This is a genomic window from Ramlibacter sp. bp-362 (genome assembly GCF_054956735.1).
Genome location: NZ_JBUDXE010000025.1, coordinates 1 through 22,933 on the forward strand (window position 1 = coordinate 1; position 22,933 = coordinate 22,933).

At 71.3% G+C, this 22,933-nt stretch carries 21 protein-coding genes and 1 pseudogene; 12 read left to right on the forward strand and 10 right to left on the reverse strand.

The window, feature by feature from the left end:
* The first annotated feature begins 84 nt into the window (after positions 1–84).
* Positions 85–1,641: a histidine ammonia-lyase gene (hutH, locus tag ACY0MJ_RS21405; RefSeq protein ID WP_462640583.1), complete on the forward strand. Its 1,557-nt coding sequence runs from the start codon at positions 85–87 to the stop codon at positions 1,639–1,641.
* Positions 1,642–1,650: 9 nt separating this feature from the next.
* On the opposite strand, the gene ACY0MJ_RS21410 is transcribed toward hutH, so the two are convergent.
* Positions 1,651–1,845 carry a hypothetical protein gene (locus tag ACY0MJ_RS21410; RefSeq protein ID WP_462640584.1) on the reverse strand — a complete coding sequence of 65 codons (195 nt, stop codon included), beginning with the start codon at positions 1,843–1,845 and terminating at the stop codon, positions 1,651–1,653.
* 213 nt (positions 1,846–2,058) lie between these two features.
* Between ACY0MJ_RS21410 and ACY0MJ_RS21415 the strand changes: the two genes are divergently transcribed.
* Positions 2,059–2,493 (forward strand): hypothetical protein, encoded by a 435-nt coding sequence (locus ACY0MJ_RS21415; protein WP_462640585.1) that lies wholly within the window; start codon positions 2,059–2,061, stop codon positions 2,491–2,493.
* Between the two features lie 90 nt (positions 2,494–2,583).
* Here the strand turns inward: ACY0MJ_RS21415 and ACY0MJ_RS21420 are convergent, their stop codons facing one another.
* Positions 2,584–4,932 carry a membrane-bound PQQ-dependent dehydrogenase, glucose/quinate/shikimate family gene (locus ACY0MJ_RS21420; RefSeq protein ID WP_462640586.1) on the reverse strand — a complete coding sequence of 783 codons (2,349 nt, stop codon included), beginning with the start codon at positions 4,930–4,932 and terminating at the stop codon, positions 2,584–2,586.
* Between the two features lie 141 nt (positions 4,933–5,073).
* Here ACY0MJ_RS21420 and ACY0MJ_RS21425 point away from each other — a divergent pair, with 141 nt between their 5' ends.
* The 3 genes from ACY0MJ_RS21425 to ACY0MJ_RS21435 are packed head-to-tail and all read left to right on the forward strand — an operon-like array spanning position 5,074 to position 10,877.
* On the forward strand, positions 5,074–6,870 hold the full coding sequence (locus ACY0MJ_RS21425; protein WP_462640587.1) for a thiamine pyrophosphate-requiring protein: 1,797 nt from the start codon (positions 5,074–5,076) through the stop codon (positions 6,868–6,870).
* A 9-nt stretch (positions 6,871–6,879) separates the two neighbouring features.
* Positions 6,880–7,983 (forward strand): enolase C-terminal domain-like protein, encoded by a 1,104-nt coding sequence (locus tag ACY0MJ_RS21430; RefSeq protein WP_462640589.1) that lies wholly within the window; start codon positions 6,880–6,882, stop codon positions 7,981–7,983.
* Positions 7,980–10,877 carry an FAD-binding and (Fe-S)-binding domain-containing protein gene (locus ACY0MJ_RS21435; protein WP_462640590.1) on the forward strand — a complete coding sequence of 966 codons (2,898 nt, stop codon included), beginning with the start codon at positions 7,980–7,982 and terminating at the stop codon, positions 10,875–10,877. Before ACY0MJ_RS21430 ends, ACY0MJ_RS21435 begins: the two co-directional genes overlap by 4 nt.
* Positions 10,878–10,936: 59 nt before the next feature.
* Here the strand turns inward: ACY0MJ_RS21435 and ACY0MJ_RS21440 are convergent, their stop codons facing one another.
* Positions 10,937–11,422, reverse strand: coding sequence for an aspartate carbamoyltransferase (locus ACY0MJ_RS21440; protein WP_462640591.1), 486 nt, complete (start codon positions 11,420–11,422; stop codon positions 10,937–10,939).
* Positions 11,423–11,570: 148 nt separating this feature from the next.
* On the opposite strand from ACY0MJ_RS21440, the gene ACY0MJ_RS21445 reads away from it, so the two are divergent.
* The 4 genes from ACY0MJ_RS21445 to ACY0MJ_RS21460 all read left to right on the forward strand — a co-directional run bounded on the left by ACY0MJ_RS21445 (position 11,571) and on the right by ACY0MJ_RS21460 (position 13,288).
* Positions 11,571–11,894 carry a thrombospondin type 3 repeat-containing protein gene (locus tag ACY0MJ_RS21445; RefSeq protein ID WP_462640592.1) on the forward strand — a complete coding sequence of 108 codons (324 nt, stop codon included), beginning with the start codon at positions 11,571–11,573 and terminating at the stop codon, positions 11,892–11,894.
* A 74-nt stretch (positions 11,895–11,968) separates the two neighbouring features.
* Entirely contained in the window at positions 11,969–12,295 is a 327-nt protein-coding gene (locus ACY0MJ_RS21450; protein WP_462640593.1) for a GNAT family N-acetyltransferase, read from the forward strand.
* A gap of 1 nt (position 12,296) precedes the next feature.
* Positions 12,297–12,659 carry a DUF2200 domain-containing protein gene (locus tag ACY0MJ_RS21455; protein ID WP_462640594.1) on the forward strand — a complete coding sequence of 121 codons (363 nt, stop codon included), beginning with the start codon at positions 12,297–12,299 and terminating at the stop codon, positions 12,657–12,659.
* Positions 12,656–13,288 (forward strand): Vat family streptogramin A O-acetyltransferase, encoded by a 633-nt coding sequence (locus ACY0MJ_RS21460; protein WP_462640595.1) that lies wholly within the window; start codon positions 12,656–12,658, stop codon positions 13,286–13,288. Before ACY0MJ_RS21455 ends, ACY0MJ_RS21460 begins: the two co-directional genes overlap by 4 nt.
* A gap of 135 nt (positions 13,289–13,423) precedes the next feature.
* Here the strand turns inward: ACY0MJ_RS21460 and ACY0MJ_RS21465 are convergent, their stop codons facing one another.
* From ACY0MJ_RS21465 to ACY0MJ_RS21490, 6 genes and pseudogenes are all read right to left on the reverse strand, one after another.
* Positions 13,424–13,651, reverse strand: a complete 228-nt coding sequence (locus ACY0MJ_RS21465) for a DUF5808 domain-containing protein (RefSeq protein WP_462640596.1) — start codon at positions 13,649–13,651, stop codon at positions 13,424–13,426.
* Positions 13,648–14,499 (reverse strand): Rossmann-like domain-containing protein, encoded by an 852-nt coding sequence (locus ACY0MJ_RS21470; RefSeq protein ID WP_462640597.1) that lies wholly within the window; start codon positions 14,497–14,499, stop codon positions 13,648–13,650. The genes ACY0MJ_RS21465 and ACY0MJ_RS21470 overlap by 4 nt, the downstream gene beginning before the upstream one ends.
* Positions 14,496–15,728 carry a diaminopropionate ammonia-lyase gene (locus ACY0MJ_RS21475; RefSeq protein WP_462640598.1) on the reverse strand — a complete coding sequence of 411 codons (1,233 nt, stop codon included), beginning with the start codon at positions 15,726–15,728 and terminating at the stop codon, positions 14,496–14,498. The genes ACY0MJ_RS21470 and ACY0MJ_RS21475 overlap by 4 nt, the downstream gene beginning before the upstream one ends.
* A 40-nt stretch (positions 15,729–15,768) precedes the next feature.
* Positions 15,769–16,038: pseudogene (locus ACY0MJ_RS21480) on the reverse strand (2Fe-2S iron-sulfur cluster-binding protein); the annotation flags it as partial.
* A 6-nt stretch (positions 16,039–16,044) separates the two neighbouring features.
* On the reverse strand, positions 16,045–17,241 hold the full coding sequence (locus ACY0MJ_RS21485) for a Rieske 2Fe-2S domain-containing protein (protein WP_462640599.1): 1,197 nt from the start codon (positions 17,239–17,241) through the stop codon (positions 16,045–16,047).
* Positions 17,238–18,215 carry a Bug family tripartite tricarboxylate transporter substrate binding protein gene (locus ACY0MJ_RS21490; RefSeq protein ID WP_462640600.1) on the reverse strand — a complete coding sequence of 326 codons (978 nt, stop codon included), beginning with the start codon at positions 18,213–18,215 and terminating at the stop codon, positions 17,238–17,240. The genes ACY0MJ_RS21485 and ACY0MJ_RS21490 overlap by 4 nt, the downstream gene beginning before the upstream one ends.
* 97 nt (positions 18,216–18,312) lie before the next feature.
* Here ACY0MJ_RS21490 and ACY0MJ_RS21495 point away from each other — a divergent pair, with 97 nt between their 5' ends.
* From ACY0MJ_RS21495 to ACY0MJ_RS21505, 3 genes are read left to right on the forward strand one after another with little or no spacing between them, the layout of a single operon-like run.
* The gene (locus tag ACY0MJ_RS21495; RefSeq protein ID WP_462640601.1) at positions 18,313–19,221 is read left to right on the forward strand and encodes a LysR family transcriptional regulator; all 909 of its coding nucleotides are present in this window, start codon (positions 18,313–18,315) and stop codon (positions 19,219–19,221) included.
* Positions 19,222–19,269: 48 nt separating this feature from the next.
* On the forward strand, positions 19,270–19,542 hold the full coding sequence (locus ACY0MJ_RS21500; RefSeq protein ID WP_462640602.1) for a hypothetical protein: 273 nt from the start codon (positions 19,270–19,272) through the stop codon (positions 19,540–19,542).
* 53 nt (positions 19,543–19,595) lie between these two features.
* A complete protein-coding gene (locus ACY0MJ_RS21505; protein ID WP_462640603.1) occupies positions 19,596–21,860 on the forward strand; it encodes an ATP-dependent DNA helicase in 2,265 nt (754 codons plus the stop codon).
* On the opposite strand, the gene ACY0MJ_RS21510 is transcribed toward ACY0MJ_RS21505, so the two are convergent.
* Positions 21,847–22,890 (reverse strand): rod shape-determining protein, encoded by a 1,044-nt coding sequence (locus ACY0MJ_RS21510; RefSeq protein WP_462640604.1) that lies wholly within the window; start codon positions 22,888–22,890, stop codon positions 21,847–21,849. The genes ACY0MJ_RS21505 and ACY0MJ_RS21510 overlap by 14 nt on opposite strands.
* Positions 22,891–22,933 lie beyond the last annotated feature (43 nt).

The following is a 22,933-nucleotide window of genomic DNA, read 5'->3' on the forward strand; positions in this document are numbered from 1 at the left end:
CGGTGAGCGCAGCGAACCCCACCATCCCCTCCCCGGATCTCGTAGGGTGGCGGTGAGCGCAGCGAACCCCACCGCCCACAACGAATGAGCCACGACACCACCCTCCACCCCGGCGCCCTCACCCTCGCGCAGCTGCGCCGCCTCTGGGAATCCCCGGAGATCCTTGCCGTCTCGCTGGACCCGGCGTGCCGCCCCGGCATCCGCGCCAGCGCCGAGGTCGTGCGGCGCGCGACGGCGGGCGAGCAGCCCGTCTACGGCGTCAACACCGGGTTCGGCAAGCTGGCGACGCAGCGCATCGCCCATGACCATCTCGCGCTGCTGCAGCTGAAGCTCCTGCGCTCGCACGCCGTGGGTGTCGGCGAGCCGCTGCCCGAAGGCGTGGTGCGACTGGTCCTGCTGCTGAAGGCGGCGAGCCTGGCGCGCGGCTACTCCGGCGTGCGCGAGGAAGTCGTCGACGGCCTGCTGGCGCTGCACAACCGCGGCGTGCTGCCGGTGATCCCCTGCCAGGGCTCGGTCGGCGCCTCCGGCGACCTCGCGCCGCTGGCCCACCTGTGCCTGCCCCTGATCGGCGAAGGTGAAGCCTTCTACCAGGGCGAGCGCCTGCCCGGCGGCGAGGCGCTGCAGCGCGCGGGGCTCGCGCCGCTGCAGCTGGGGCCCAAGGAAGGTCTCGCGCTGATCAACGGAACGCAGGTGTCCACGGCCCTGGCGCTCGACGCGCTGCTGGCGGCCGAGCGCCTGTTCGAGGCCGCCGTGATCACCGGCGCGCTCACGCTGGACGCGGCGCGCGGCAGCGACGGTCCCTTCGATCCCCGCATCCATGCCGTGCGCGGCCAGCCGGGCCAGGTGGCCTGCGCCGCCGCCTACCGCGCGCTGCTGGTGGGCAGCGAGATCCGCCGCTCCCACCTCGAGGGCGACGATCGCGTGCAGGACCCGTACTGCCTGCGCTGCCAGCCGCAGGTGATGGGCGCCTGCCTCGACCAGATGCGTTGCGCCGCGCAGGTGCTGGTGCGCGAGGCGAACGCGGTCACGGACAACCCGCTGGTGTTCGCGGAGCAGGGCGAGCTCGTCTCCGGCGGCAACTTCCACGCCGAGCCCGTGGCCCTGGCCGCGGACGTGCTGGCCGTCGCCATCGCGGAGATCGGCGCGATCTCCGAGCGCCGCGTCGCGATGCTGGTCGACACCGTGGTGTCGCGGCTGCCGCCCTTCCTGGCGCCCGAGCCGGGGCTCAACTCCGGCTTCATGATCGTGCACGTCACGGCCGCGGCCCTCGCGTCCGAGAACAAGTCGCTCGCCCACCCGGCCAGCGTCGACAGCCTGCCGACCTCCGCCAACCAGGAGGACCACGTGAGCATGGCGACCTTCGCGGCGCGCCGGCTGCGGCCCATGCTGCGCAACACCTCGCACATCGTCGCCATCGAGCTGCTCGCGGCGGCGCAGGGCATCGAGTTCCTGCGCCCGCTGCGCACCGCGCCCGCGCTGGAGAACGTGCTGCGCCTGGTGCGCAGCGTGTCCCCGGCGATGATGCAGGACCGCAGCCTGGCCCGCGACATCGAGGCGGTGTGCGGGCTGGTCGGCACCGGCGGCGTCGGCCGCGGGATCGAGGCCGTGATCCCCGAGCTGCTGGCGGTGCGGTTCGGCTGAGCCTGCCGGCTAGAACCTGAACTGGGGGACGGGGCCGTGGAGCGGGAGGTCGCCGTACGCTTCCTTCGCTCGCCGGATGCGTTCGAGGTCCTGCAGCAGGGTGTCCAGCGCGGATTGCGCACCGACGCCGCTGCGCCCGCGCGGGACGCGGTATTCGGGCGGCCTGACTTCCGGGTCGGGCCAGGGAACGGCGGCATCTGCCATGGTCAGTCGAAGATGCTAACCATCCCGTGCCCGGCTTGTCCAGGAAATCGCACGGATGAGTTGCACCGGTGACCCCGGCTGTCGGACCGCTCCGGCAGCGGCGATTTACATTTGCGGAAATACATTTCCCGCCGTCGGCGCATCCTCGGGGAACGGGCGCGGCCGCCGGCAGGCGCGTGGCCGCGGCCTCCACCAACCACGAAAGGATGAGCCATGTCCAGCAAGTTCTTCAACATCGCGGCGGTCCTGATCGGCTTCGCGGCCGGCGCCGCCCACGCCAACGTCACCGTGATCACCACGCCCGCGCCGGTCGCGGCCGCGACGGTGACCGTGCAACCCGCGCATCCGGGCTACGCCCCTTCCGTGCAGGCGCTGATGCGGGCGGCCGACTCGCTGCGCGACTCGATCCACGCGATGGCCCGCCAGCCCGCCAGCGAGGAACGCAACGACGCGATCGCGGCCGCCAACCGCGCGCTGGTGGAAACGCAATCGGCGATGGTCAATGCGTACGACCAGACCGCGTTCAACGGCGACACGCGCACGCTGGGCGCGGGCAGCGCGACGATGGTGCAGGACCGGACGGTGGTGCTGGATCCGAACGGGATCCAGTGCGCGCGGCTGGGAATGATGGTGGGGTGCGAGCTCTGAGAGCGCTGGGGTTCGCCTGAAGGCTCACCGCCAGCCTACGAAACTCCGTGTCTTCGTAGGCTGGCGGTGAGCGCAGCGAACCCCAGCTCTTTACCGAGGCAGCGCGTACGCAATGACGTCGTCGCCCGCCTTCGTCCCGAGCGACCCGTGCCCGCCCGCCGCCACCAGCAGGTACTGGCGCCCGTCGCTGCCCTCGTACGTCATCGGCGTCGCCTGCCCGCCCGCGGGCAGGCGGGCGCGCCACAGTTCCTCGCCCGTGCGCATGTCGTAGCCGCGCACGTAGTAGTCCAGCGTGCCTGACAGGAACGCGACGCCGCCTGCGGTCACCAGCGGCCCGCCGAGATTGGGCACCCCCATGCGGAAGGGCAGCGGCACCGGCGCGAGGTCGCGCACCGTCCCGTTGCGGTGCCGCCAGGCAACGTGGCCCGTGGCGAGGTCCGCGCCCGCCACGTAGCCCCAGGGCGGCTGCTGGCAGGGAATGCCCAGCGGGGACGTGAACGGATGCAGTTCCACCGCGTAAGGCGCCCCGAAGTTCTCGTTCAGTGCCGGCAGCGCGCCCTCGGGCTTCTCCTTGTTCACCACCAGTGCCGTGGCGTCGGGGCGCGGCACGAGCTTGGAGACGAACGCGAGGTAGGTCGGCGTCGTGAACGCCCAGCCGTTCACCGGGTCCACGGCGATCCCGCCCCAGTTGAACACGCCGAAGTTGCCCGGATACACCAGCGTGCCCTGCAGCGAGGGCGGCGTGTAGCGGCCCTCGTAGCGCAGGCGGTGGAAGGCGATGCGGCACCAGAGCTGGTCGAACGGGGTCGCGCCCCACATGTGCGCGCCTGTGAGCGGCACCGGGTCGAAGGAGAGAGCGGAACGCGGCTGCGTGGGCGCGGTGTGGTCCGGCTGCACGGCGCCCTGGGGCGCGCGCTCCTCCGTCACGTTCAGCACGGGCTGGCCGGTGCGGCGATCGAGCACGAACACCTCGCCCTGCTTGGTCGGCTGCACCAGCACCGGGATGCTGGCCGTGCCCACGCGCAAGTCCAGCAGGCTCGGCTGCGCCGGAACGTCGTAGTCCCACAGGTCGTGGTGCACGGTCTGGAAGGCCCAGCGCACCTGGCCGGTGGCGAGGTCCAGCGCCACGATGGCCGACGAGTACTTCTCCACCGCGGGGCTGCGCTGCGCGCCCCACTGGTCCGGCGGCTGGTTGCCCAGCGGCACGTACACCAGGCCCAAGGCCTCGTCGGCCGAGGAGATGCTCCAGCTGTTCGGCGAGTTGGGCGTGTACTTCTGCCCCGGCGGCAGGGGCGCGGTCTGCGCGGGGTTGCCGGAGTCCCAGTTCCAAACCAGCTGCCCCGTCTCGTTGTCGTAGGCACGGATCACGCCCGACTGCTCCTGCACCGACACGTTGTCCAGCACCGTGCCGCCGACGATCACCAGCTTCTGCGTCACCACGACAGGCGAGGTGGAGTAGTAGGCACCGGGCCGCACGTTGGGCATGCCTTCCCACAGGTTGATCTGCCCGCTGCCTCCGCCGAAGCTGGTGCAGACCTTCCCGTCCTCGGGGTTCAGCGCGATCAGGCGCCCGTCCGAGGTCGGCATGAACAGCTTGCCGGCGCACTGTCCCGGCGTGGGCGGAACGCCCGGCTTCGGCGGCTGCCAGCTGAGCCCGCGGCACGTGAGGTGCTGCAGCGCCAGCTGGTCGCGGATCTTCGGGTCGAAGCGCCAGAGCTCGCGGCCGGTCGTCGCATCGAGCGCCACCACGTTCTGGTGCGGCGTGCAGAGGAACAGGCGGTTGCCGATCTTCAGCGGCGTCACCTCGAAGGTCGTCTCCACCGGGTCGCCGGGCTGGCCGCGGAAGTCGCCGGTCTGGTAGTGCCATGCCACCTCGAGCTTGTCCACGTTGTCGGGCGTGACCTGCCGCAGCGACGAGTAGCGCTGGCCGAAGGCCGTGCCGCCGTAGGCCGTCCAGTCCGCCGCGGCCATGCCTCCCGGTGCCGTCGCGCCCGTGCTCGCGGCCAGCGTGCCGGGGAGGTCGTGCGGATCGCGCAGCCAGCTCGCCACCGACACGGCCGCGAACGCGGCCAGCACCACCGCGATCGCGAGGCGGCCGCCACCGGATCCTGCGCCCACGTGCCGCGCGACGCCGGGCAGCAGCAACAGGAGCCCCAGGATGAACAGCACGTCCATGCGCGCGGCGAGCGGCCACCAGTCGAGTCCCGACTCCCACAGGGCCCAGCACAGCGTGGCCGCGACGATCGCGGCGAACAGCAGCAATGCGCCGCGCCGTCCGCGCCAGAGCCACCACGCATCCAGCAGCAGGGCCGCGCCCGCGAGCAGGTAGTACCAGGAGCCGCCCAGGCCGGCCAGCCACACGCCGCCCGCCAGCAGCGCGAGCCCGGAGAGCCCCAGCAGGACGGCAACGAGCGTTGCCACGACGGAGCGGTGCTGCATGCGATCTCTCCCGATGAGCCGGCGGGCCCAATGTATTTGGTGCAAATGCTTTCAGTGAAATCCTACATCCGGACGCCGGTCGCAGGGCCACACTGGCTGCAACCGCCGGCGTTCTCCGACGGACGCAGAAGAAGGACCAACATGAGCAAGACGACCAGCGACCAGCTGCTCGAGCGGCTGCATGCCTGGGGCGTGCGGCGCGTCTTCGGCTATCCCGGCGATGGCATCAACGGATTGATGGGCGCCTTCGAGCGCATCGGCGACCGCATGGAGTTCATCCAGGCGCGCCACGAAGAGCTGGCCGCCTTCATGGCGACGGCGCATGCGAAGTTCACGGGCGAGGTCGGCGTCTGCATGGCGACCTCCGGCCCTGGCGCGATCCACCTGCTCAACGGGCTGTACGACGCGAAGGCCGACCACCAGCCGGTGCTGGCGATCGTGGGGCAGGCGGCGCGCTCGGCCATCGGCGGCGACTACCAGCAGGAAGTCGACTTGCTGAGCCTGTTCAAGGACGTGGCCCACGAATACGTGCACCAGGCCATGGTACCCGCGCAGATCCGGCACCTGGTGGATCGCGCGATGCGCATCGCGCGCGACCAGCGCACCGTGACGTGCATCATCGTGCCGCACGACCTGCAGGAGCTCGAAGCGGTCGAGAAGCCGCCGCGCGAGCACAGCACCATCCACAGCGGCATCGGCATGACCGCGAAGCGCATCGTGCCGGCCGAGCCCGACCTGTGCGCGGCGGCCGAGGTGCTCAACGCCGGCAAGAAGGTCGCGATGCTGGTCGGCGCCGGCGCGCTGCATGCGACCGACGAGATCGTGGAGACGGCGGAGCTGCTCGGCGCCGGCGTGGCCAAGGCCTTGCTGGGCAAGGCCGCCGTGCCCGACGACCTGCCCTTCGTCACCGGCTCCATCGGCCTGCTCGGCACGCAACCGAGCTGGCAGATGATGAGCCAGTGCGACACGCTGCTGATGGTGGGCTCCAGCTTCCCGTACTCGGAGTTCCTGCCGGCCGAAGGCCAGGCGCGCGGCGTGCAGATCGACCGCGACGGCCGCAAGCTCGCGCTGCGCTATCCCATGGAGATCAACCTGGTGGGCGACAGCCGCGAGACCCTGCGCGCGCTCATCCCGCTGCTGGAACGCAAGGACGAGCGCGCCTGGCGCGAGGACCTCGAGGCGCAGGTGCGCAAGTGGTGGCAGGTGCTGCAGGCCCGCGCCATGAACGACGCGAACCCGATCAACCCGCAGCGCCTGTTCTGGGAACTGTGCCCGCGCCTGCCGGACGACTGCATCCTGACCTGCGATTCCGGTTCGGCGGCGACCTGGTACGCGCGCGACCTGAAGATCCGGCGCGGCATGATGGCCTCGCTCTCGGGCGGGCTGGCGACCATGGGGCCTTCGGTGCCCTATGCGCTCTCGGCGAAGATCGCCTATCCCGATCGCGTGGTGATCGCGCTGTCGGGCGACGGCGCCATGCAGATGATCGGCATCAACGGCCTGGTGACGATCGCGCACCGCTGGCGCAAGTGGGCCGACCCGCGGCTGGTGGTGGTCGTCCTGAACAACAGCGACCTGAACATGGTGACGTGGGAGCAGCGCGTCATGTCGGGCGACCCGAAGTTCGAGACCTCGCAGGTGCTGCCCGCGTTCCCGTACGCGGACTACGCGCGCTCGCTGGGGCTCAAGGGGCTGCGGGTGGACGATCCGGGGCGCCTCGCCTCCGCGCTCGACGAGGTGCTGCACGCCGACCGCCCGGCGCTGCTGGAAGTGGTGACCGACCCGAACGTGCCGCCGCTGCCGCCGCACGTGAGCAGCAAGCAGGTGAAGGCGTACACGCGCGCCATCCTGCACGGCGACCCGCAATCGGTGCAGACCATCATCGCCACGGCCAAGGAGTGGTGGGACGGGATCTTCGCCGGCCGGCGCGACCGCTGAGGTCCCGCCATGGCCAGCGACAGCACCGCCCCGGTGGCCGGCGTCGACGCCGCCTGCTACCGCATCCCGACCGACGCGCCCGAATCCGACGGCACCTTCGAATGGAACGCCACCACGCTGGTGCTGGTGCGCGTGCGCGCCGGTGGCCGGGAGGGGGTGGGCTACAGCTATGCCAGCGCGGCGGCCGCCGAGGTCGTGCGCGAGTCGCTCGCGCCCGTCCTGCAGGGCATGGATGCGCTGATGACGATGGCGTTGTTCGTGCGCATGCGGCAGGCCGTGCGCAACATCGGGCGGCGCGGCATCGCGGGGCTCGCGATCTCCGCCGTCGACGCGGCGCTGTGGGACCTGAAGGGCAAGCTGCTGGACCAGCCCGTAGTGCACCTGCTGGGTGGCGCGGCCCGCGAGGCGATCCCGGTGTACGGCAGCGGCGGCTTCACCAGCTACACCGATGAACAGCTGCAGGAGCAGCTGGGCGGGTGGGCGCGCGAGGGCCTGGACCGCGTGAAGATGAAGGTGGGGCGCGACCCGGCGCGCGACCCGCACCGCGTGCAGGTCGCGCGCGACGCGATCGGCCCGGGCGTGCAGCTGTTCGTGGACGCCAACGGCGCGCTCACGCCCAAGGAGGCGCTCGCGATGGCGCAGGCGTTCGCGCAGCACGAGGTGCGCTGGTTCGAGGAGCCCGTGAGCTCCGACGACCTGGAAGGCCTGCGCCTGCTGCGCGACCGCGGACCGGCCGGAATGGACATCGCCGCCGGCGAGTACGGCTTCGACCTGCTGCACTTCCGCCGGCTGGCCGAGGCCGGCGCGGTCGACGTCCTGCAGGCCGATGCGACGCGCTGCGGCGGCCTCACCGGCTTCATGGCGGCCGCGGCCCTGTGCCAGGCGCACGGCCTGCCGCTCTCCAGCCACTGCGCGCCCGCGCTGCACGTGGCGGCCTGCTGCTGCGCGGCGACGGCCGTGCACATGGAATGGTTCCACGACCACGTGCGCATCGAGCGCATGCTGTTCGACGGCGCGCCCGAGCCGAAGCGCGGGCTCCTGCGCCCCGACGCGACGCGCCCCGGCCTGGGGCTGGCCTTCAAGGACGCGGACGCGAAGGAGTACGCGCTGTGATCCCGCCCGGCGCCGCGTCTCCCGAACTGGACCTCGGCAGCCTCGAGGCCGAACTGCGCGCGCACGTGCGCGGCGAGGTGCGCTTCGACGCCGGCAGCCGCGCGCTGTACGCCGCCGACGCGTCCAACTACCGCCAGGTGCCGCTGGGCGTGGTGCTCCCGCTCGACGCCGAGGACGTCGTGGCCACGGTCGCGGCGTGCCGCAAGTTCGGCGCGCCGGTGCTCCCGCGCGGGGGCGGCACGGGGCTGTGCGGGCAGACGTGCAACGTCGCCGTCGTCCTGGACTTCACGAAGTACATGAACCGCGTGCTGGAGATCGATCCGCAGGCGCGAACGGCGCGCGTGCAGCCGGGCGTGGTGCTGGACCGCCTGCGCGATGCGGCCGGCGTCCACGGCCTGACCTTCGCGCCCGACCCCGCCACGCACACGCACAACACCCTGGGCGGCATGCTGGGCAACAACTCCTGCGGGCCGCACTCCGTCATGGGCGGCGAGACCGTGGACAACGTGATCGCGCTGGAGGTGCTGACCTACGACGGCCTGCGGCTTTCGGTCGGGCGGCTGGGCGAGGCGGGCTTCCGCGAATGGCGCGAGGCCGGCGACCGCCGCGCGGACATCGCCGTGCGCCTGAAGGCGCTGGTGGACCGGCACGCCGATGCGATCCGGGAACGCTACCCGCCGATCCCGCGCCGCGTCTCCGGCTACAACCTGCCGGCGCTGCTGCCGGAGCAGGGCTTCGACCTCGCCCGCGCGCTGGTGGGCAGCGAAGGCACCTGCGTGGTGATCCTGGAGGCGACGCTGCGGCTGCTGCCGGATCCGCCCTGCCGCTCGCTGCTGGTGCTGGGCTACGAGAGCGTGTACGAGGCCGGCGACCACATCCCGCAGGTGATGGAAGCCGGCCCCATCGCGCTGGAAGGCATGGACGACAAGCTCGTCTCCGACATCACGCGCTCGCACATCCATCCCGACGAGGTGAAGCAGCTGCCCGAAGGCGCGGGCTGGCTGCTGGTGGAGTTCGGCGGCGCGAGCAAGCAGGAAGCCGACGCGAAGGCGCATCGCCTGATGGAGCGGCTGAAGCACGAGCGGCGCGCGCCCAGCATGAAGCTGCTGGACGACCCGCAGGCGGAGCAGGGCATCTGGAAGGTGCGCGAGTCCGGCCTCGGCGCGACGGCGCACGTGCCCGGCCAGCCCATCACCTGGGAAGGCTGGGAGGATTCCTCGGTGCCGCCGGAGAAGCTGGGCGAGTACCTGCGCAAGCTGCGCGCGCTGTTCGACCGCTACGACTACGGCTGCGACCTGTACGGCCACTTCGGCCAGGGCTGCGTGCACACGCGCATCGACTTCGACCTGGAGACGGCCGACGGCATCGCCAAGTTCCGCCGCTTCCTGCACGAGGCGGCGCAGCTGGCCGTGAGCCTGGGCGGATCGGTGTCGGGCGAGCACGGCGACGGCCAGAGCAAGGCGGAGCTGCTGCCCCTGATGTTCGGCGAGGACCTGTGCCGCGCCTTCGAGGAGTTCAAGGCGATCTGGGACCCGGACGGCCGCATGAACCCGGGCAAGGTCGTTCATCCCTACCGGCCCGACGAGAACCTGCGGCTGGGCACGGCCTACCAGCCCAAGCCGGTGGAAGCCGTGATGCACTTCGTCGCCGACCGCGGCGACTTCGCGCGCACCGTCCTGCGCTGCGTGGGCGTCGGCGAATGCCGCAAGAAGGACGGCACCATGTGCCCCAGCTACAAGGCCACGGGCGAGGAGATGCACTCCACGCGCGGGCGTGCCCACCTGCTGTTCGAGATGCTCAATGGCGAGCGCGCCGACGGCGTCCTGCATGGCGGCTGGAACGAGCCGGCCGTGAAGGAAGCGCTGGACCTGTGCCTGTCGTGCAAGGGCTGCAAGAAGGAATGCCCGGTGAAGGTGGACATGGCCAGCTACAAGGCGGAGTTCCTGTGGCACTGGTACCAGGACCACGCGCGCCCGCCGGCGGCGTATGCCTTCGGCTACGTGGACCGCTGGCTGCGCTGGGCGGCGCACGCGCCGGGGCTGGCGCGCTGGGGCGCGCGCTCGCCCGCGCTGTCGGCGCTGGCGAAGCGGATGGTGGGCATCGCGCCGCAGCGGCAGTTGCCGCTGGTGGCGCCCACCTCGTTCGTTCGCGGCTTCCGCGCCGAGGGCAATCCCGCGAACGCGCGCGAGGTGCTGCTGTGGCCGGACACCTTCAACAACCACCTGCACCCGGAAGCCGCGCATGCGGCCGTGCGCGTGCTGCGCCATGCCGGCTACTCGGTGCGCCTGCCGCCCACGCGCGCGTGCTGCGGCCGGCCGCTCTACGAGTTCGGGCTGCTGGACGCCGCGCGCGCCTACCTGCAGCGCGTGCTGGACGTGCTGGGGCCCGACCTGCAGCGCGGCACGCCGCTGGTGGTGCTGGAGCCGGCCTGCCTGTCGGTGTTCAAGGAGGAACTGCCCATGATGCTGCCGCGGCACGAGCAGGCGAAGCGGCTGCGGATGCAGAGCGTGCTGCTGGCGGACTTCCTGCAGCAGGAAGCCGCGTCCGCGGAATTCGCGCCGCTGCACGTGCCGGCGCTGGTGCACGGCCACTGCCACCACAAGACGGTGCTGGGCTTCGACGGCGAGCTCTCCCTGCTGCGCGACCGCCTGGGGCTGGAAGTCGACCTGCCCGACACCGGCTGCTGCGGCATGGCCGGCTCCTTCGGCTTCGAGGCGGAGAAGTACGAAGTGGCGCAGGCCTGCGGCGAACGCGTGCTGCTGCCGGCGGTGCGCCGCAGCGACCCGGGCCGCCTGATCATCGCGGACGGCTACAGCTGCCGCGAACAGATCGCGCAGGGCACCGGCCGCACGGCGCTGCACGTGGCGCAGGTGCTGGAGCAGGCGATTCCTTGACCCTTCATCATCCCCGCGCAGGCGGGGACCCAGGGCTCCCGCACCCGCAAGTGCCCGCGCTACTCCGCCCGCGCATCCGCTCCGTGCTCCGACAGCTGCGCGCCGAACCACCGGTGGACGGCGGTGACGAGCTGGATGTCGGGCGCACGGAAGCGGATCTCCGCGCCGTCCGGCAAGTCGCGGTAGGTGATCTGCATGCGCGCCGCGCCATCCTGCATCTCCCGCAGCCCCGGCATGCCCGGGCCATGCAAGTGCGCCGGATCGGCGAAGTCGCCCTTGCGGAACGCATCCGCCTCCTTGCGCAGGTGCTCCTGGATGAGGCGGACCTGCCGGGGCTGCGGCGCGTCGCCGCGCACCAGGACCTTCTGCGTGCCGCCGTCCTCCGTCATTCGGAACACGTGCACGGTCTTGCCGAGGTCGAAGGGCATGACCTGGTGCCCGTGGCCGTGGACGTGCTCCTGCACCGTCTGGGCCGCTGCCAGGCTGGTCAGTGCGAAAGCGGCGGCCGCGGCCAGCAGCCGTACCGCGCGGGGAGTCAGGCGCATGACGAAGATCATGCGCGGACTATAGGCAATCCGGCTGACACCCGTCCACGCGGCCGTGTCCTACGTGTGAAGCGGCAACGGGGCGGGCGCGGACCTGCAAGGCCGGGCGAATACTGGGCAGGAGCCATCTTCTTTTCGGGAGACCACCATGAGAGCGCTCCTCCTTCCCCTCGCCGCGTGCGCCGCGCTGGCGGGCTGCGCCACCTACGGCGATCCGTACGGCTACGGCTACGGCGGCTATCCGCAGTCCTCGATCGGCTTCTACTCCAGCTATCCGGACTACTACAGCGCGTACCCGTCGTATCCCATCGCCAACCGGCGCCTGCACGACCGCGACCGTGACGGCATCCCCAACCGGGTGGACAACGATCGCGACAACGACGGCATCCCCAACCGAGCCGACCGCGACCGCGACAACGACGGCGTGCCGAACCGGCAGGACGCCCGGCCGAACAACCCGCGCCGCCACTGAAGGAAGCCCGTGCCGCGGCCGCACGGCCGCCGTCATACTCCGTCCTGCGCACCCGGTGTGCGAGGAAGGAACGCATGGAAGACGCAGGGACCAGCGAAGCTGTGCAGCTGTCGGACAACCAGGAGAAGCACCGCTTCGAGCTCCACGCGGGCGGCGAGCTGGTCGCCTTCGCGGAATACGACCTGCTGAAGACGGGCATGCTCTTCTCGCACACGGAAGTGCTTCCCGAGTACGAGGGCCGCGGCTACGGCTCGGCCATCGCGCGCCACGCGCTGGACGAGGTGCGGCGCCGCTCGCTCATGGCGATTCCCGCCTGCCCCTTCATCGCGGCCTTCCTGCGCAAGAACCCGGACTACCAGGACCTCGTCACGCCCGAGATCCGCCGCGCCTACCGCATCTGACATGGCCGGGCACCGCATCTTCGCCACGCCCTTCGCCAAGGTCTATCCGATGTACCTGCAGAAGGCGCAGCGCAAGAACCGCACGAAACAGGAAGTCGACCAGGTGATCCGCTGGCTGACGGGCTACGACGCGGCGGGACTGCAGAAGCAGATCGACCGGCAGGTCGACTTCGAGACCTTCTTCGCCGAGGCGCCGGCGATGCATCCGGACCGTGCGCTGATCGAGGGCGTGGTGTGCGGCGTCCGCGTGGAGGAAGTCGAGGATCCGCTGATGCAGAAGATCCGGCAATTGGACAAGCTGGTGGACGAGCTCGCGAAGGGGAAGGCGCTGGAGAAGATCTTGCGCGACGGACAGGCGCCATGAACGGACCGGGGCCCGACGAGAAGCATCCGATGGCAGGCTTCCCGCAGGTCTGCTTCATCCGCAACACGGTGCGCAACCCGAACATCGTGGTGGGCGAGTACACCTACTACGACGACCCGGACGACTCCGAGGACTTCGAGCGCAACGTCCTCTACCACTACCCCTTCCTGGGCGACCGCCTCGTGATCGGCAGGTTCTGCGCCATCGCTCGCGGCACGAAGTTCATCATGAACGGCGCCAACCACAAGATCTCGGGGATCTCGACCTACCCGTTCCAGATCTTCGGCAACGGCTGGGAGCGCGTGATGCCGCAGCCCGGCGACCTGCCTTTCAAGGGGGATACGGTCATCGGCAACGATGTCTGGATCGGCTACGACTGCCTGGTGATGCCGGGGGTGCGGATCGGCAACGGCGCGATCATCTCGTCGCGCTCGGTCGTCGTGTCCGACGTTCCCGCGTACACGGTCGTCGGCGGCAATCCGGCCCGTGCGATCAAGGCGAGGTTCCCGCCCGACATCGTGGCGGAGCTGGAGGCCATCGCGTGGTGGGATTGGCCGGTGGAGAAGATCACGAGGCACCTGGAGGTGATCGTGTCTGCGGATGTGGACCGGTTGCGCGCTGTCGCCTGAATCCGGGGTTGGTGTTCTCCCTCTCCCGCTGGGAGAGGGCTGGGGTGAGGGCACGCGGCGCAGGCGGAATCACCCTCACCCCGCCCCTCTCCCGCAAGCGGGAGAGGGAGCAAGGCAGGCCTGCCGCGCTCGGTACTACGAGTCCAGGAGCAAGGAAGCCGCGACGGCTGCCGCCACGTACGCGGCCAGCAGCGCGACGGCCAAGCCCGCATGCCGGTGGCCGAGGTTCAGCGTCCAGCCGAACCCCGGGCGCTTCTTGGGGACCCAGAGCCGCGGGTCTTCCGGGTTGACATAGAGCCCTAGCCAGCCGCCGCGCCAGGGGCTTCGCGCGCGGCGGTGTTCATCATGTTCTTCCTGCGTCATCCTGCATGCCTCGCCGTCGCTTCGAGCAGCCGCTCGAACCCCGGATAGCCCTCCGGCGTGACCGTCACCTTCCGCGACGCCGCCCCCCATTTCTCCCCTGAATCGACCCGCGCGAGGAAAGCCTCCGCATCCACGATCCAGGCCGAACCGACCGCGCTCACGCCCGCCCCGAACAGCGCATCCGGCGGGCACCCGGCCGAAGGCCCGACGATCGCCACCGCCTCGGCATGCCGCCAATGCCTGGCCACCTGCTCGAAGGTGTCGTTCAACAGCACGGAACTGGTCGACACCACCTTGTTGCAACCTGCCAGCCGCTGCGCGTCGAGCGTGACGACAAGACCCGGCTCCTCCCGCACGAGATCGGCCCGCAGTTCCAGCACGACCACGGGAATGCCGAGATCCCGCGCGTGCCGGATCAGCGGCGAGAAGTGGCCCACCATGCCCAGCCGGTCGCCCGCGCGCAGGCCCAGCGAGCCGAAGGAGTCCACCGAATCGTCGGGCGCGAAGCCGGCGCGGTCGTACAGCCTGCGCGTGAGCGCGTTGATCGTGGCGAGGCCGAGCGCGCGCTGCGCACCGTCGCCACTCGCAAAGCCGGCGACGAGCTGCGCCGCGGGCGTGCCCGCGGCCAGGGCCGGCCGTGCATGCAGGTTCCGCAGCGTGCCATCCAGCAGCGCGAACGACAGGCCCACGCTGCCGTCCTCGAGCTGCACAGCGCAGAACTCGCCCTCCTTGCCCGGCGGCTCCCGCAGCGGCGGCAACGCCACGCGCCGCACGCGCATCGGACCGAGCGTCGCTTCGATGCGAGCCGCGGCTTCGGCGAGCCAGCGGCGAACGGGCGGCGCCGTCATGCGGGCGCTCCTTTCGCGCGGCCCAGGAAGGCCTGCTGCCGCGCCAGCACGGAACCCGCGGATTCGCCGACCAGTTCCGCGTAGACACCCGGCGCCGTCGCGCCTTCGGTGCTCACGACGAGCACGCGCGCGTCACGGCCCAGGCCGGCCCCACGCGCCAGCCCGGGATCGCGCGCCAGCCGCAGCAAGCCGGCCACGCCCGCCGCCCCCGATTCGCCGGATACGACCGGCGGGTCCGTCGCGTTGCCCCTGGCGAGCAGTCGCATCGCTTCGACGGCATCCTCGTCGCGCACCGTCAGGAAGAAATCCGCGCCCTCCGCCAGGAAGCGCCACGCCAGGGGCGAGGTCTCGCCGCAGGCCAGGCCCGCCATCACCGAATCGACCGAGCCGCTCGCCTTCGCCGGCCTGCCCTGCAGCGCGCTCTGGTACAGGCAGTCCGCCTGCTCGGGTTCGACGACCACGATCGCGGGGCGCCGATCGCCGTACACCTCCCACAGGTAGCTCGCGACGGCCGCCGGCAGCCCGCCCACGCCACCTTGCAGCAGCACGTGCGTGAGGGACGTGCGCGCCGCATCGACGGCTTCGACGACTTCCGCCGCGATCGTCCCGTAGCCCTGCATCACGTCGCGCGGGATCTCCTCGTAGCCCTCGTACGAGGTGTCGGAGACCACGTGCCAGCCGTTGACCCGCGCGAGCCGCGCCGCTTCCTCCACGGAGTCGTCGTAGTTGCCCGGGACGCGCACGATGCGGGCGCCCAGCGCCGCGATCGCCTGCTCGCGCTCCGCGCTCACCTTGGCATGCAGCACGATCACGCACTGGCAGCCCAGGCTGCGCGCCGCGGCGGCGAGCCCGCGGCCGTGGTTGCCGTCGGTGGCGCTGATGACGGTGAAGTCCCGCAGAAGCGCCGCGTGCGCGCCGGCGAAGAGTGCCCGCGCGTCCATCTTCTCCCGCGGCCACAGCCGCATCACCAGGCGAACCAGGGCGACGGGCGCGCCGAGCGCCTTGAAGCTGCCGAGGGGTGAGCGCACCGACTCGTCCTTCAGCAGCACCTGGCCCAGGCCGAGTTCCCGCGCCAGGCCCGGCAGCGCATGGAGCGGCGTCGCGCCGGGACGGATCCCGCCCCAGCTGGCGAGCCATTCCCGGCTCTCCCGCGCACGCGCGACGGACAGGATGGCCCGGAGTTCGGGGGGATAGCTGGTGCGCGTGGCGCGTGGGTTGGCGATGAGCATCTGGTGTTCCGGGTGATCCCGGACCCGATGCTAGCCGCCCTCAGAGATCCAGCACCAGCACCTCGCTGCGGCTGCGCGAGATGCAGGGGCAGAACTGGTCGTTCGCCGCCTGCTCCTCGGGCGTGAGGTACATGTCCCAGTGATCCGGCTCGCCCTCGATCACGCGGGTGAGGCAGGTGCCGCACACGCCCTGCGCGCAGGAGGTGGCGATCTCCACGCCGTGCGCCCGCAGCGCGTCGACCACAGACTGCTCGCTGGCCACCGGCACCTTCCTGCCGCTGCGCGCGAGCTGGACCCAGAACTCCGCCTCCACGCCTCAGTCCTCCAGGAAATTGCCGGCGCTGAAGCGCACCGGCGCCGCGGCGGGATCGAAGCTCACGCCGGCGGGATCGCCGCCCTGCTGCACCACTTCCAGCTGCTTCTGCAGGAAGCGGCGCAGCATCACGAGACCGCGATCGGTGGTCGCCAGGTGCTCCTGCGAGTGCTTCGCGATCGCGCCCTGGCTGACCATGGCTTCGTAGTCGCCCGGGTAGCGCTGGTGTTCCTCTTCGCTCAGCTCCTCCCACAGCCGCTTGCCGTCGGGACGCGAGCGCATGCGGGCCAGGTCGCCGATCTCGCGCACGCGGCCCACCACGTAGATGCGGTAGTGGTGGTCGTCGATGGGCAGCACCCAGCCGATCGATTCCACGGGGCCGTAGCGGCCCACGCGCGGGCTGGGGATCACGCGCAGCGTCGGCACGGCCGCCTCGCTGATGCGCCGGAAGGTCTTGCCGTCGGGCAGCTTGCGCACGGACACCGTGCGCACGCCCAGCGGCTGCACTTCCCAGTCGACCTTCGGCATCACGGCCATCTGCTCGACGAACTGCGTGCCGCTGAAGCTGGAATGCAGCACGACGACGTGGAAGGGGTCCACCAGGTTCTCGTAGTGCTGCAGCCAGTTGCAGGGGATGACCTGCGGCCCGCCGCCGCCGATGCTGTCGTCGTTGGCCTCGAGGATCTCGCCTTCCTCCAGCTGCTCCAGGCATTCGTAGCGGGGCAGCACAGGCTTGCGCTCCGGCGGGCCCATGTAGGCCCAGACCAGGCCGTACAGCTCCTCCACCGGGTACCAGGGCTGGCGCACCTTGTCGCGGTGGCGCCCACCTTCGGGCTCGCAGGGCTGCTCCACGCAGTGGCCCTGCACGTCGAACAGCCAGCCGTGGTAGCAGCAGCGGATGCCGCGCTCCTCCACCTTGCCGTAATAGAGCGAGGTGCCGCGGTGGGCGCAGTGCGGGTACACCAGGCCGGGGCGGCCCGACTTGTCGCGGAACAGGATCAGGTCCTCGCCGAGCACGCGCACCTTTCGCGGCGTCTCGCACGCGTCGCTGGACAGGCCGACGGGATGCCAGTAGCGCCGCATCAGCTCGCCCATGGGCGTGCCGGGGCCGACTTCGGTCAGCTCCGCCTTGTACGTCGGCTGGGGCAGGCCGTAGGCCGTGCCGGTGTCCGGCTGGATCGGGATCACGCGTGCATTCATCCGGCCGTGACTCCTGCGGCCTTGATCAGTTCGGCCATGCGCGGGTAGTCGGCGCGGTAGCGCGCCATGAATTCCGCCGGCGTGTTGGCCAGGGGCTCGAAGCCGTAGCCGGTCAGCCGCGTGCGGATGTCTTCCATGTGCGTGATGTCGCGCAGCGCGTCGACCCAGGCGGTCACGATGGGTTGCGGCAGGCCGGCCGGGCCGTACACGCCGATCCAGCTGTCGATGTCGTAGCCCTGGAAGCCCTGTTCCTTGAAAGTCGTCACGTCCGGCAGGATCGACGCGCGGGCCGTGCCCGTGATGCCCAGCACCTTCATGCGCCCGCCCTGCAGCTGCGCCCGCGCCGTCGAGGGATTGGCCCAGGCGAAGTCCAGCACGCCGCCGAACATGTCGTTGTGCGCCGCCGCTTCCGACTTGTAGGGCGCGTGGATCAGGTTGGTGCCGGTCTGGCGGCGCAGCAGCTCGCAGAACAGGTGCGCCGTGGAGCCGTTGCCCCAGGTGCCGTAGGTCAGACCCTTGGGCTGCTTCTTCGCGAACTCCACGAACTCGCGGACGTTGTTGTACGGCGCGTCGGCGCGGGCCACCAGCGCGGGGCCGCCGGTGCCGATCATCGACAGCGGGGTGAAGTCCTTGACCGGGTCGTAGGGCAGCTTGGGGTGCAGGATGGCGTTGTTCACGTGCGTGAGCGGCAGCGTGAACATGACCGTGTGGCCGTCGGGCGCGGCCTTGGCCACGTAGTCGGCGGCCAGGATGCCGCTCGCCCCCGGCTTGGGCTCCACCACCGCGGGCTGGCCCCAGCGGGCCGCCAGCTTGTCGCCGTACACGCGGGCGAGGGTGTCGATCGGGCCGCCGCCCGTGCCGAAGGGCACGATGCGCACGGGCCGGTTGGGGAAAGCCTGCGCGCGGCCCGGGAGGGCCACCGTCGCGAGGCCGGCGCCGGCGAGCGCCAGGCAGTGCCGCCTGCTGATCTGCATACTTGTCTCCTGGTGTGGGGTGGGGAGCGGATTCGAAGTCCGTCGATGGTGCCCCCGGGACCCGCGCACCGGCAAATCGAAAATCTGGATATGAGATATGGCCACGCGTGATATCCGCAGCCTGGACATCGGGATGCTGCGCACCTTCGACGCGCTGATGCGCGAGCGCAGCGTCTCGCGCGCGGCGGCGCGCCTGTTCCTCAGCCAGCCGGCGGTGAGCGCCTCGCTGAACCGCCTGCGCGCCACCTTCGACGACCCGCTGTTCACGCGCACCTCCACCGGCGTCGTGCCCACGGCCCGGGCGCATGCTCTGGCGCCGCAGGTCGAGCAGGTGCTGGCGGGCATCACCGCGATGCTCGAGGGCGACGGGTTCGATCCGGCGCGCAGCGAGCGCATCTTCCGCGTGGCCGGCTCCGACCATGGCAGCCGCCTGCTGCTGCCGGAGCTGTCGCGGCGGCTGATCGCCAGCGGCTCCGGCGCGCGCATCCACTGGGTGCCGGTGCGCACCGGCGCGATCGGCGAGCAGCTGGACCGGGGCGAGCTGGACATCGGCGTGATCGCCCGCATCGACCCGCCGCGCGGCATGGAAACGCAGGTGCTGTACGAGGACCGCTACGTCTGCGCGATGCGCGCGGGCCATCCGCTCGCGGGCCGGCCCGTCACGCTGGAGGAGTTCTGCACGACCCCGCAGGTCTTCCTCGGCTACGGCAGCCTCACGCTCGACGACGTGATCGACCAGGCGCTGGCGCGCCAGGGCCGCGCGCGCCTCGCGCAGCTGGCCGTCCCCAGCTTCGGGCAGCTGGTGCACCAGCTCCTGCACGGCGACCACATCGCCGTGATCGGCCGCCGCGTGGCCGTGCACTACGCCGACGAACTGGTGACCAGCCCGGTTCCGCTGGACCTGCCCGGCTATCGCTCGCTCCTGTGCTGGTCGGCCCACGCGGAGGCCGACGCGGGCATCCGCTGGTTGCGCGAGCAGGTGCTGGAGATCATGGGCGGCCAGTGAAAAGGCCTACGGAACCCGAGCTTTCTTTTTGGGTCAGAATGGTCCTCGATGCAATCCATCCTCCGTTTCTGCCTCCGCCTGGGCCTCTTCGCCGTGGGCCTCGTGTTCGCCGCCAGCATGATGGTGATGTTCATGCTGCTGCTGGCGGTCTGGGGCGCGCGCATGCTGTGGCTGCGGCTCACCGGCCGGCCGGTGGCGCCCTTCGTGATGCACTTCGGCCCGCGGGACGCGTTCCGCCGGGCCTATCGGGCGCCTGAAGGTGCCTATCGCGCGCCGGCAGGCGGCGACGTGATCGAGGTCGAGGCCCGGCGGCTGTCCTGAGGCATGCGCCCGCCGCGACGGCGGGCTCGGGTGCACGAAGCTACCATCGCCCGATGCAGTATTCGGTCGCCGTGCGTGCGCTGTGCGAATTCACCGCCAAGCGCGGCGACCTGGACCTGCGCTTCACGCCCTCGCCCAGCGCGCAGGAGGGCATCGCCGGCCACCAGCTGGTCGCCGGCCGCCGCGGCGCCGGCTACGAGACCGAGATCCCCCTGCGCGGCGAGTACGGGCCGCTGCTCGTGCGCGGCCGCGCCGACGGCTACGACCCCGCCGCGAACCGGCTGGAGGAGATCAAGACCCACCGCGGCGACCTGCAGCGGCAGCCGGCGAACCACCGGCACCTGCACTGGGCGCAAGCCAGGGTCTACGGCTGGCTGCTCTGCCAGGCCCGCGGCCTGGCGCAAGTGGACCTGGCCCTCGTGTACTTCGACGTCGCCACGCAGCAGGAGACGAGCTTCGTCGAAACGCACACCGCCGAATCGCTGCGCGCCTTCTACGAGGACCGCTGTCGCGCGTTCCTGGCCTGGGCGGAGCAGGAGCTGGCCCATCGCCGCGAGCGGGACCAGGCGCTGGCGGCGCTCGCCTTCCCGCATGCCGGCTTCCGCCCCGGCCAGCGGGAGCTCGCGGCCGCCGTCTACCGCGGCGCCGCCACCGGCCGTTGCGTGCTGGCGCAGGCGCCGACGGGCATCGGCAAGACCATCGCCACGGTCTTCTCCATGCTCAAGGGCGCGGCGCCGCACGGCCTGGACAAGGTCATCTACCTCACGGCGAAGAGCACCGGGCGGCGGCTGGCCCTGGATGCGGCGGCGCTGCTGCGGCAGGGCGCACCCGCCTCGCGCCTGCGGGTGCTGGAGCTGACGGCGCGCGACAAGGCCTGCGAGCACCGCGACAAGGCCTGCCACGGCGACGCGTGCCCGCTGGCGCGCGGCTTCTACGACCGCCTGCCGGCCGCGCGGGCCGCGGCCCTGGAGGGCGGCCTGCTGGATGCAGCGGCGCTGCGCGAGCTGGCCTTGCGCCACGCGGTCTGCCCCTACTACCTGGCGCAGGAACTGGCGCGCTGGGCCGACCTGGTCGTGGGCGACTACAACTACTGGTTCGACGGCAGCGCGATGCTGTACGCCATGACGCTCGCCGGCGACTGGCGCGTCGGCGTGTTGGCCGACGAGGCCCACAACCTCGTGGAGCGCGGCCGGGCCATGTACTCGGCCTCGCTGGCGCAGGCTGCGTTGCGCGCCGTGCGCGCCACGGCGAGCGCACCGGTGCGCCAGGCGCTGGCGAAGCTCGATCGCCAGTGGAGTGCCTTGCGCAGGGCCGCTGCGCAGGCGGAAGGCCCGCTCGCCTCGCTGCCCGGCGGCTTCCTCACCGCGCTGCGGCAGGTGACGCAGGCGATGGAGGCGCAGCTGGCCGAGGCCGCGCCCGGCGCCGCGGACGCAGGCTTGCAGCAGGCGTACTTCGACCTCCTCGCATTCGCCCGCCTGGCCGAGAGCTTCGGCACGCACTCCGTGCTCGAAGTCACGCAGGACCAGGACGCCGGCCGCCGCGCCGCCACCACCGTGCGCATCCAGAACCTCATTCCGGCGTCCTTCCTGAAGCCGCGCTTCGCGGCGGCGCGCACGGCCACCCTGTTCTCCGCCACGCTGAACCCGCGGCGCTACCACATGGACATGCTGGGGCTGCCGGAGGACGCCGCGTGGATCGATGTGGCATCCCCCTTCCGCCCCGAGCAGCTGCAGGTGCAGCTGGTCAGCTCGATCTCCACGCGCTGGCCCGACCGGCAACGCTCCGCCGGCCCCATCGCGCAGCTCATCGCCGGCCAGTTCGCGGCGCAGGCGGGCAACTATCTCGCGTTCTTCAGCAGCTTCCAGTACCTCGACATGGTGGCGGCGGAATTGCGGCAGCTTCATCCCCACATCCCCATGTGGGTGCAGGAGCGCGGCATGGACGAAGCGCAGCGCAGCGCATTCCTGGACCGCTTCGTGCCCGGCGGCGCCGGCGTCGGCTTCGCGGTCCTGGGGGGCAGCTTCGGCGAAGGCGTCGACCTGCGGGGCGACCGGCTGGTCGGCGCCTTCGTCGCCACCCTGGGCCTGCCCCAGGTGAACCCGCGCAACGAGCAGCTCAAGGCCTGCCTGGACGCGGTGTTCGGGGCCGGCTACGACTACGCCTATCTCTACCCGGGCATCCAGAAGGTCGTGCAGGCGGCGGGCCGCGTGATCCGCACGCAGGAGGACCGGGGCATCGTCTACCTGATCGACGACCGCTTCGCCCGCCCCGCCGTGCGCGGCCTGCTGCCGCCGTGGTGGCAGCTCACTCGCTCGTGAAGATGGAGCTGAGTCGCTCCATGTGGTCCAGCGCGATGCCGCAGCCGCGCACCACGCACGTGAGCGGATCCTCGGCCACCAGCACGGGCAGGCCGGTCTCCTCGGCGAGCAGGCGGTCCAGGTCGTGCAGCAGCGCGCCGCCGCCGGTCAGCATCATGCCGCGCTCGGCGATGTCGGCGCCCAGCTCCGGCGGCGTGTGCTCGAGCGCGTTCTTGACGGCCGACACGATGCTGTTCAGCGGCTCGGTCAAGGCCTCCAGGATCTCGTTGGAGCTGACGGTGAAGCTGCGCGGCACGCCCTCGGCCAGGTGGCGTCCCGTGATCTCGATCTCCTGGACCTCGCCGACGGGCATGGCGGTGCCGATGCGCTTCTTGATGGTCTCGGCCGTGGGCTCGCCGATCAGCATGCCGTAGTTGCGGCGGATGTGGCCGATGATGGCTTCGTCGAACTTGTCGCCACCGACGCGCACGTTGCCCTTGTAGACCATGCCGCCCAGCGAGATCACGCCGACCTCGGTGGTGCCGCCGCCGATGTCGACGACCATCGAGCCCGAGGCCTCGGAGACCGGCAGGCCGGCGCCGATGGCCGCGGCCATGGGTTCCTCGATCAGGTGGACCTCGCTCGCGCCGGCGGCCAGGGCCGACTCGCGGATCGCGCGGCGTTCCACCTGGGTGGATCCGCTGGGCACGCAGATGATGATGCGGGGGCTCGGCTTCAGGACGGACCGGGGGTGGACCATCCTGATGAACTGCTTGAGCATCTGCTCGGTGACGGTGAAGTCGGCGATCACGCCGTCCCGCATGGGACGGATCGCGGTGAGGTTGCCCGGCACCTTGCCCAGCATCGCCTTGGCCTCGTGGCCCACGGCGGAGAGGGTCTTGCGGCCCTGCGGGCCGCCTTCATGGCGGATGGCCACCACGGAAGGTTCGTCCAGCACGACGCCGCCGCCCTGGGCGATGATCAGCGTGTTGGCCGTGCCCAGGTCGATGGCGAGGTCGGTGGACATGAAGCGCCGGAAAGCTCCGAACATTTTGCGAATTCCTGTTTCCTGGCAAGCGGTTGTCGATGAAGTC

What these genes read in the sequence shown, in the direction of transcription:
- hutH (WP_462640583.1), top strand. Translation starts at nt 85, where the DNA reads ATGAGCCACGACACCACCCTCCACCCCGGCGCCCTCACCCTCGCGCAG.
- ACY0MJ_RS21410 (WP_462640584.1), bottom strand. Translation starts at nt 1,845, where the DNA reads ATGGCAGATGCCGCCGTTCCCTGGCCCGACCCGGAAGTCAGGCCGCCC.
- ACY0MJ_RS21415 (WP_462640585.1), top strand. Translation starts at nt 2,059, where the DNA reads ATGTCCAGCAAGTTCTTCAACATCGCGGCGGTCCTGATCGGCTTCGCG.
- ACY0MJ_RS21420 (WP_462640586.1), bottom strand. Translation starts at nt 4,932, where the DNA reads ATGCAGCACCGCTCCGTCGTGGCAACGCTCGTTGCCGTCCTGCTGGGG.
- ACY0MJ_RS21425 (WP_462640587.1), top strand. Translation starts at nt 5,074, where the DNA reads ATGAGCAAGACGACCAGCGACCAGCTGCTCGAGCGGCTGCATGCCTGG.
- ACY0MJ_RS21430 (WP_462640589.1), top strand. Translation starts at nt 6,880, where the DNA reads ATGGCCAGCGACAGCACCGCCCCGGTGGCCGGCGTCGACGCCGCCTGC.
- ACY0MJ_RS21440 (WP_462640591.1), bottom strand. Translation starts at nt 11,422, where the DNA reads ATGCGCCTGACTCCCCGCGCGGTACGGCTGCTGGCCGCGGCCGCCGCT.
- ACY0MJ_RS21445 (WP_462640592.1), top strand. Translation starts at nt 11,571, where the DNA reads ATGAGAGCGCTCCTCCTTCCCCTCGCCGCGTGCGCCGCGCTGGCGGGC.
- ACY0MJ_RS21450 (WP_462640593.1), top strand. Translation starts at nt 11,969, where the DNA reads ATGGAAGACGCAGGGACCAGCGAAGCTGTGCAGCTGTCGGACAACCAG.
- ACY0MJ_RS21455 (WP_462640594.1), top strand. Translation starts at nt 12,297, where the DNA reads ATGGCCGGGCACCGCATCTTCGCCACGCCCTTCGCCAAGGTCTATCCG.
- ACY0MJ_RS21460 (WP_462640595.1), top strand. Translation starts at nt 12,656, where the DNA reads ATGAACGGACCGGGGCCCGACGAGAAGCATCCGATGGCAGGCTTCCCG.
- ACY0MJ_RS21465 (WP_462640596.1), bottom strand. Translation starts at nt 13,651, where the DNA reads ATGACGCAGGAAGAACATGATGAACACCGCCGCGCGCGAAGCCCCTGG.
- ACY0MJ_RS21470 (WP_462640597.1), bottom strand. Translation starts at nt 14,499, where the DNA reads ATGACGGCGCCGCCCGTTCGCCGCTGGCTCGCCGAAGCCGCGGCTCGC.
- ACY0MJ_RS21475 (WP_462640598.1), bottom strand. Translation starts at nt 15,728, where the DNA reads ATGCTCATCGCCAACCCACGCGCCACGCGCACCAGCTATCCCCCCGAA.
- ACY0MJ_RS21485 (WP_462640599.1), bottom strand. Translation starts at nt 17,241, where the DNA reads ATGAATGCACGCGTGATCCCGATCCAGCCGGACACCGGCACGGCCTAC.
- ACY0MJ_RS21490 (WP_462640600.1), bottom strand. Translation starts at nt 18,215, where the DNA reads ATGCAGATCAGCAGGCGGCACTGCCTGGCGCTCGCCGGCGCCGGCCTC.
- ACY0MJ_RS21495 (WP_462640601.1), top strand. Translation starts at nt 18,313, where the DNA reads ATGGCCACGCGTGATATCCGCAGCCTGGACATCGGGATGCTGCGCACC.
- ACY0MJ_RS21500 (WP_462640602.1), top strand. Translation starts at nt 19,270, where the DNA reads ATGCAATCCATCCTCCGTTTCTGCCTCCGCCTGGGCCTCTTCGCCGTG.
- ACY0MJ_RS21505 (WP_462640603.1), top strand. Translation starts at nt 19,596, where the DNA reads ATGCAGTATTCGGTCGCCGTGCGTGCGCTGTGCGAATTCACCGCCAAG.
- ACY0MJ_RS21510 (WP_462640604.1), bottom strand. Translation starts at nt 22,890, where the DNA reads ATGTTCGGAGCTTTCCGGCGCTTCATGTCCACCGACCTCGCCATCGAC.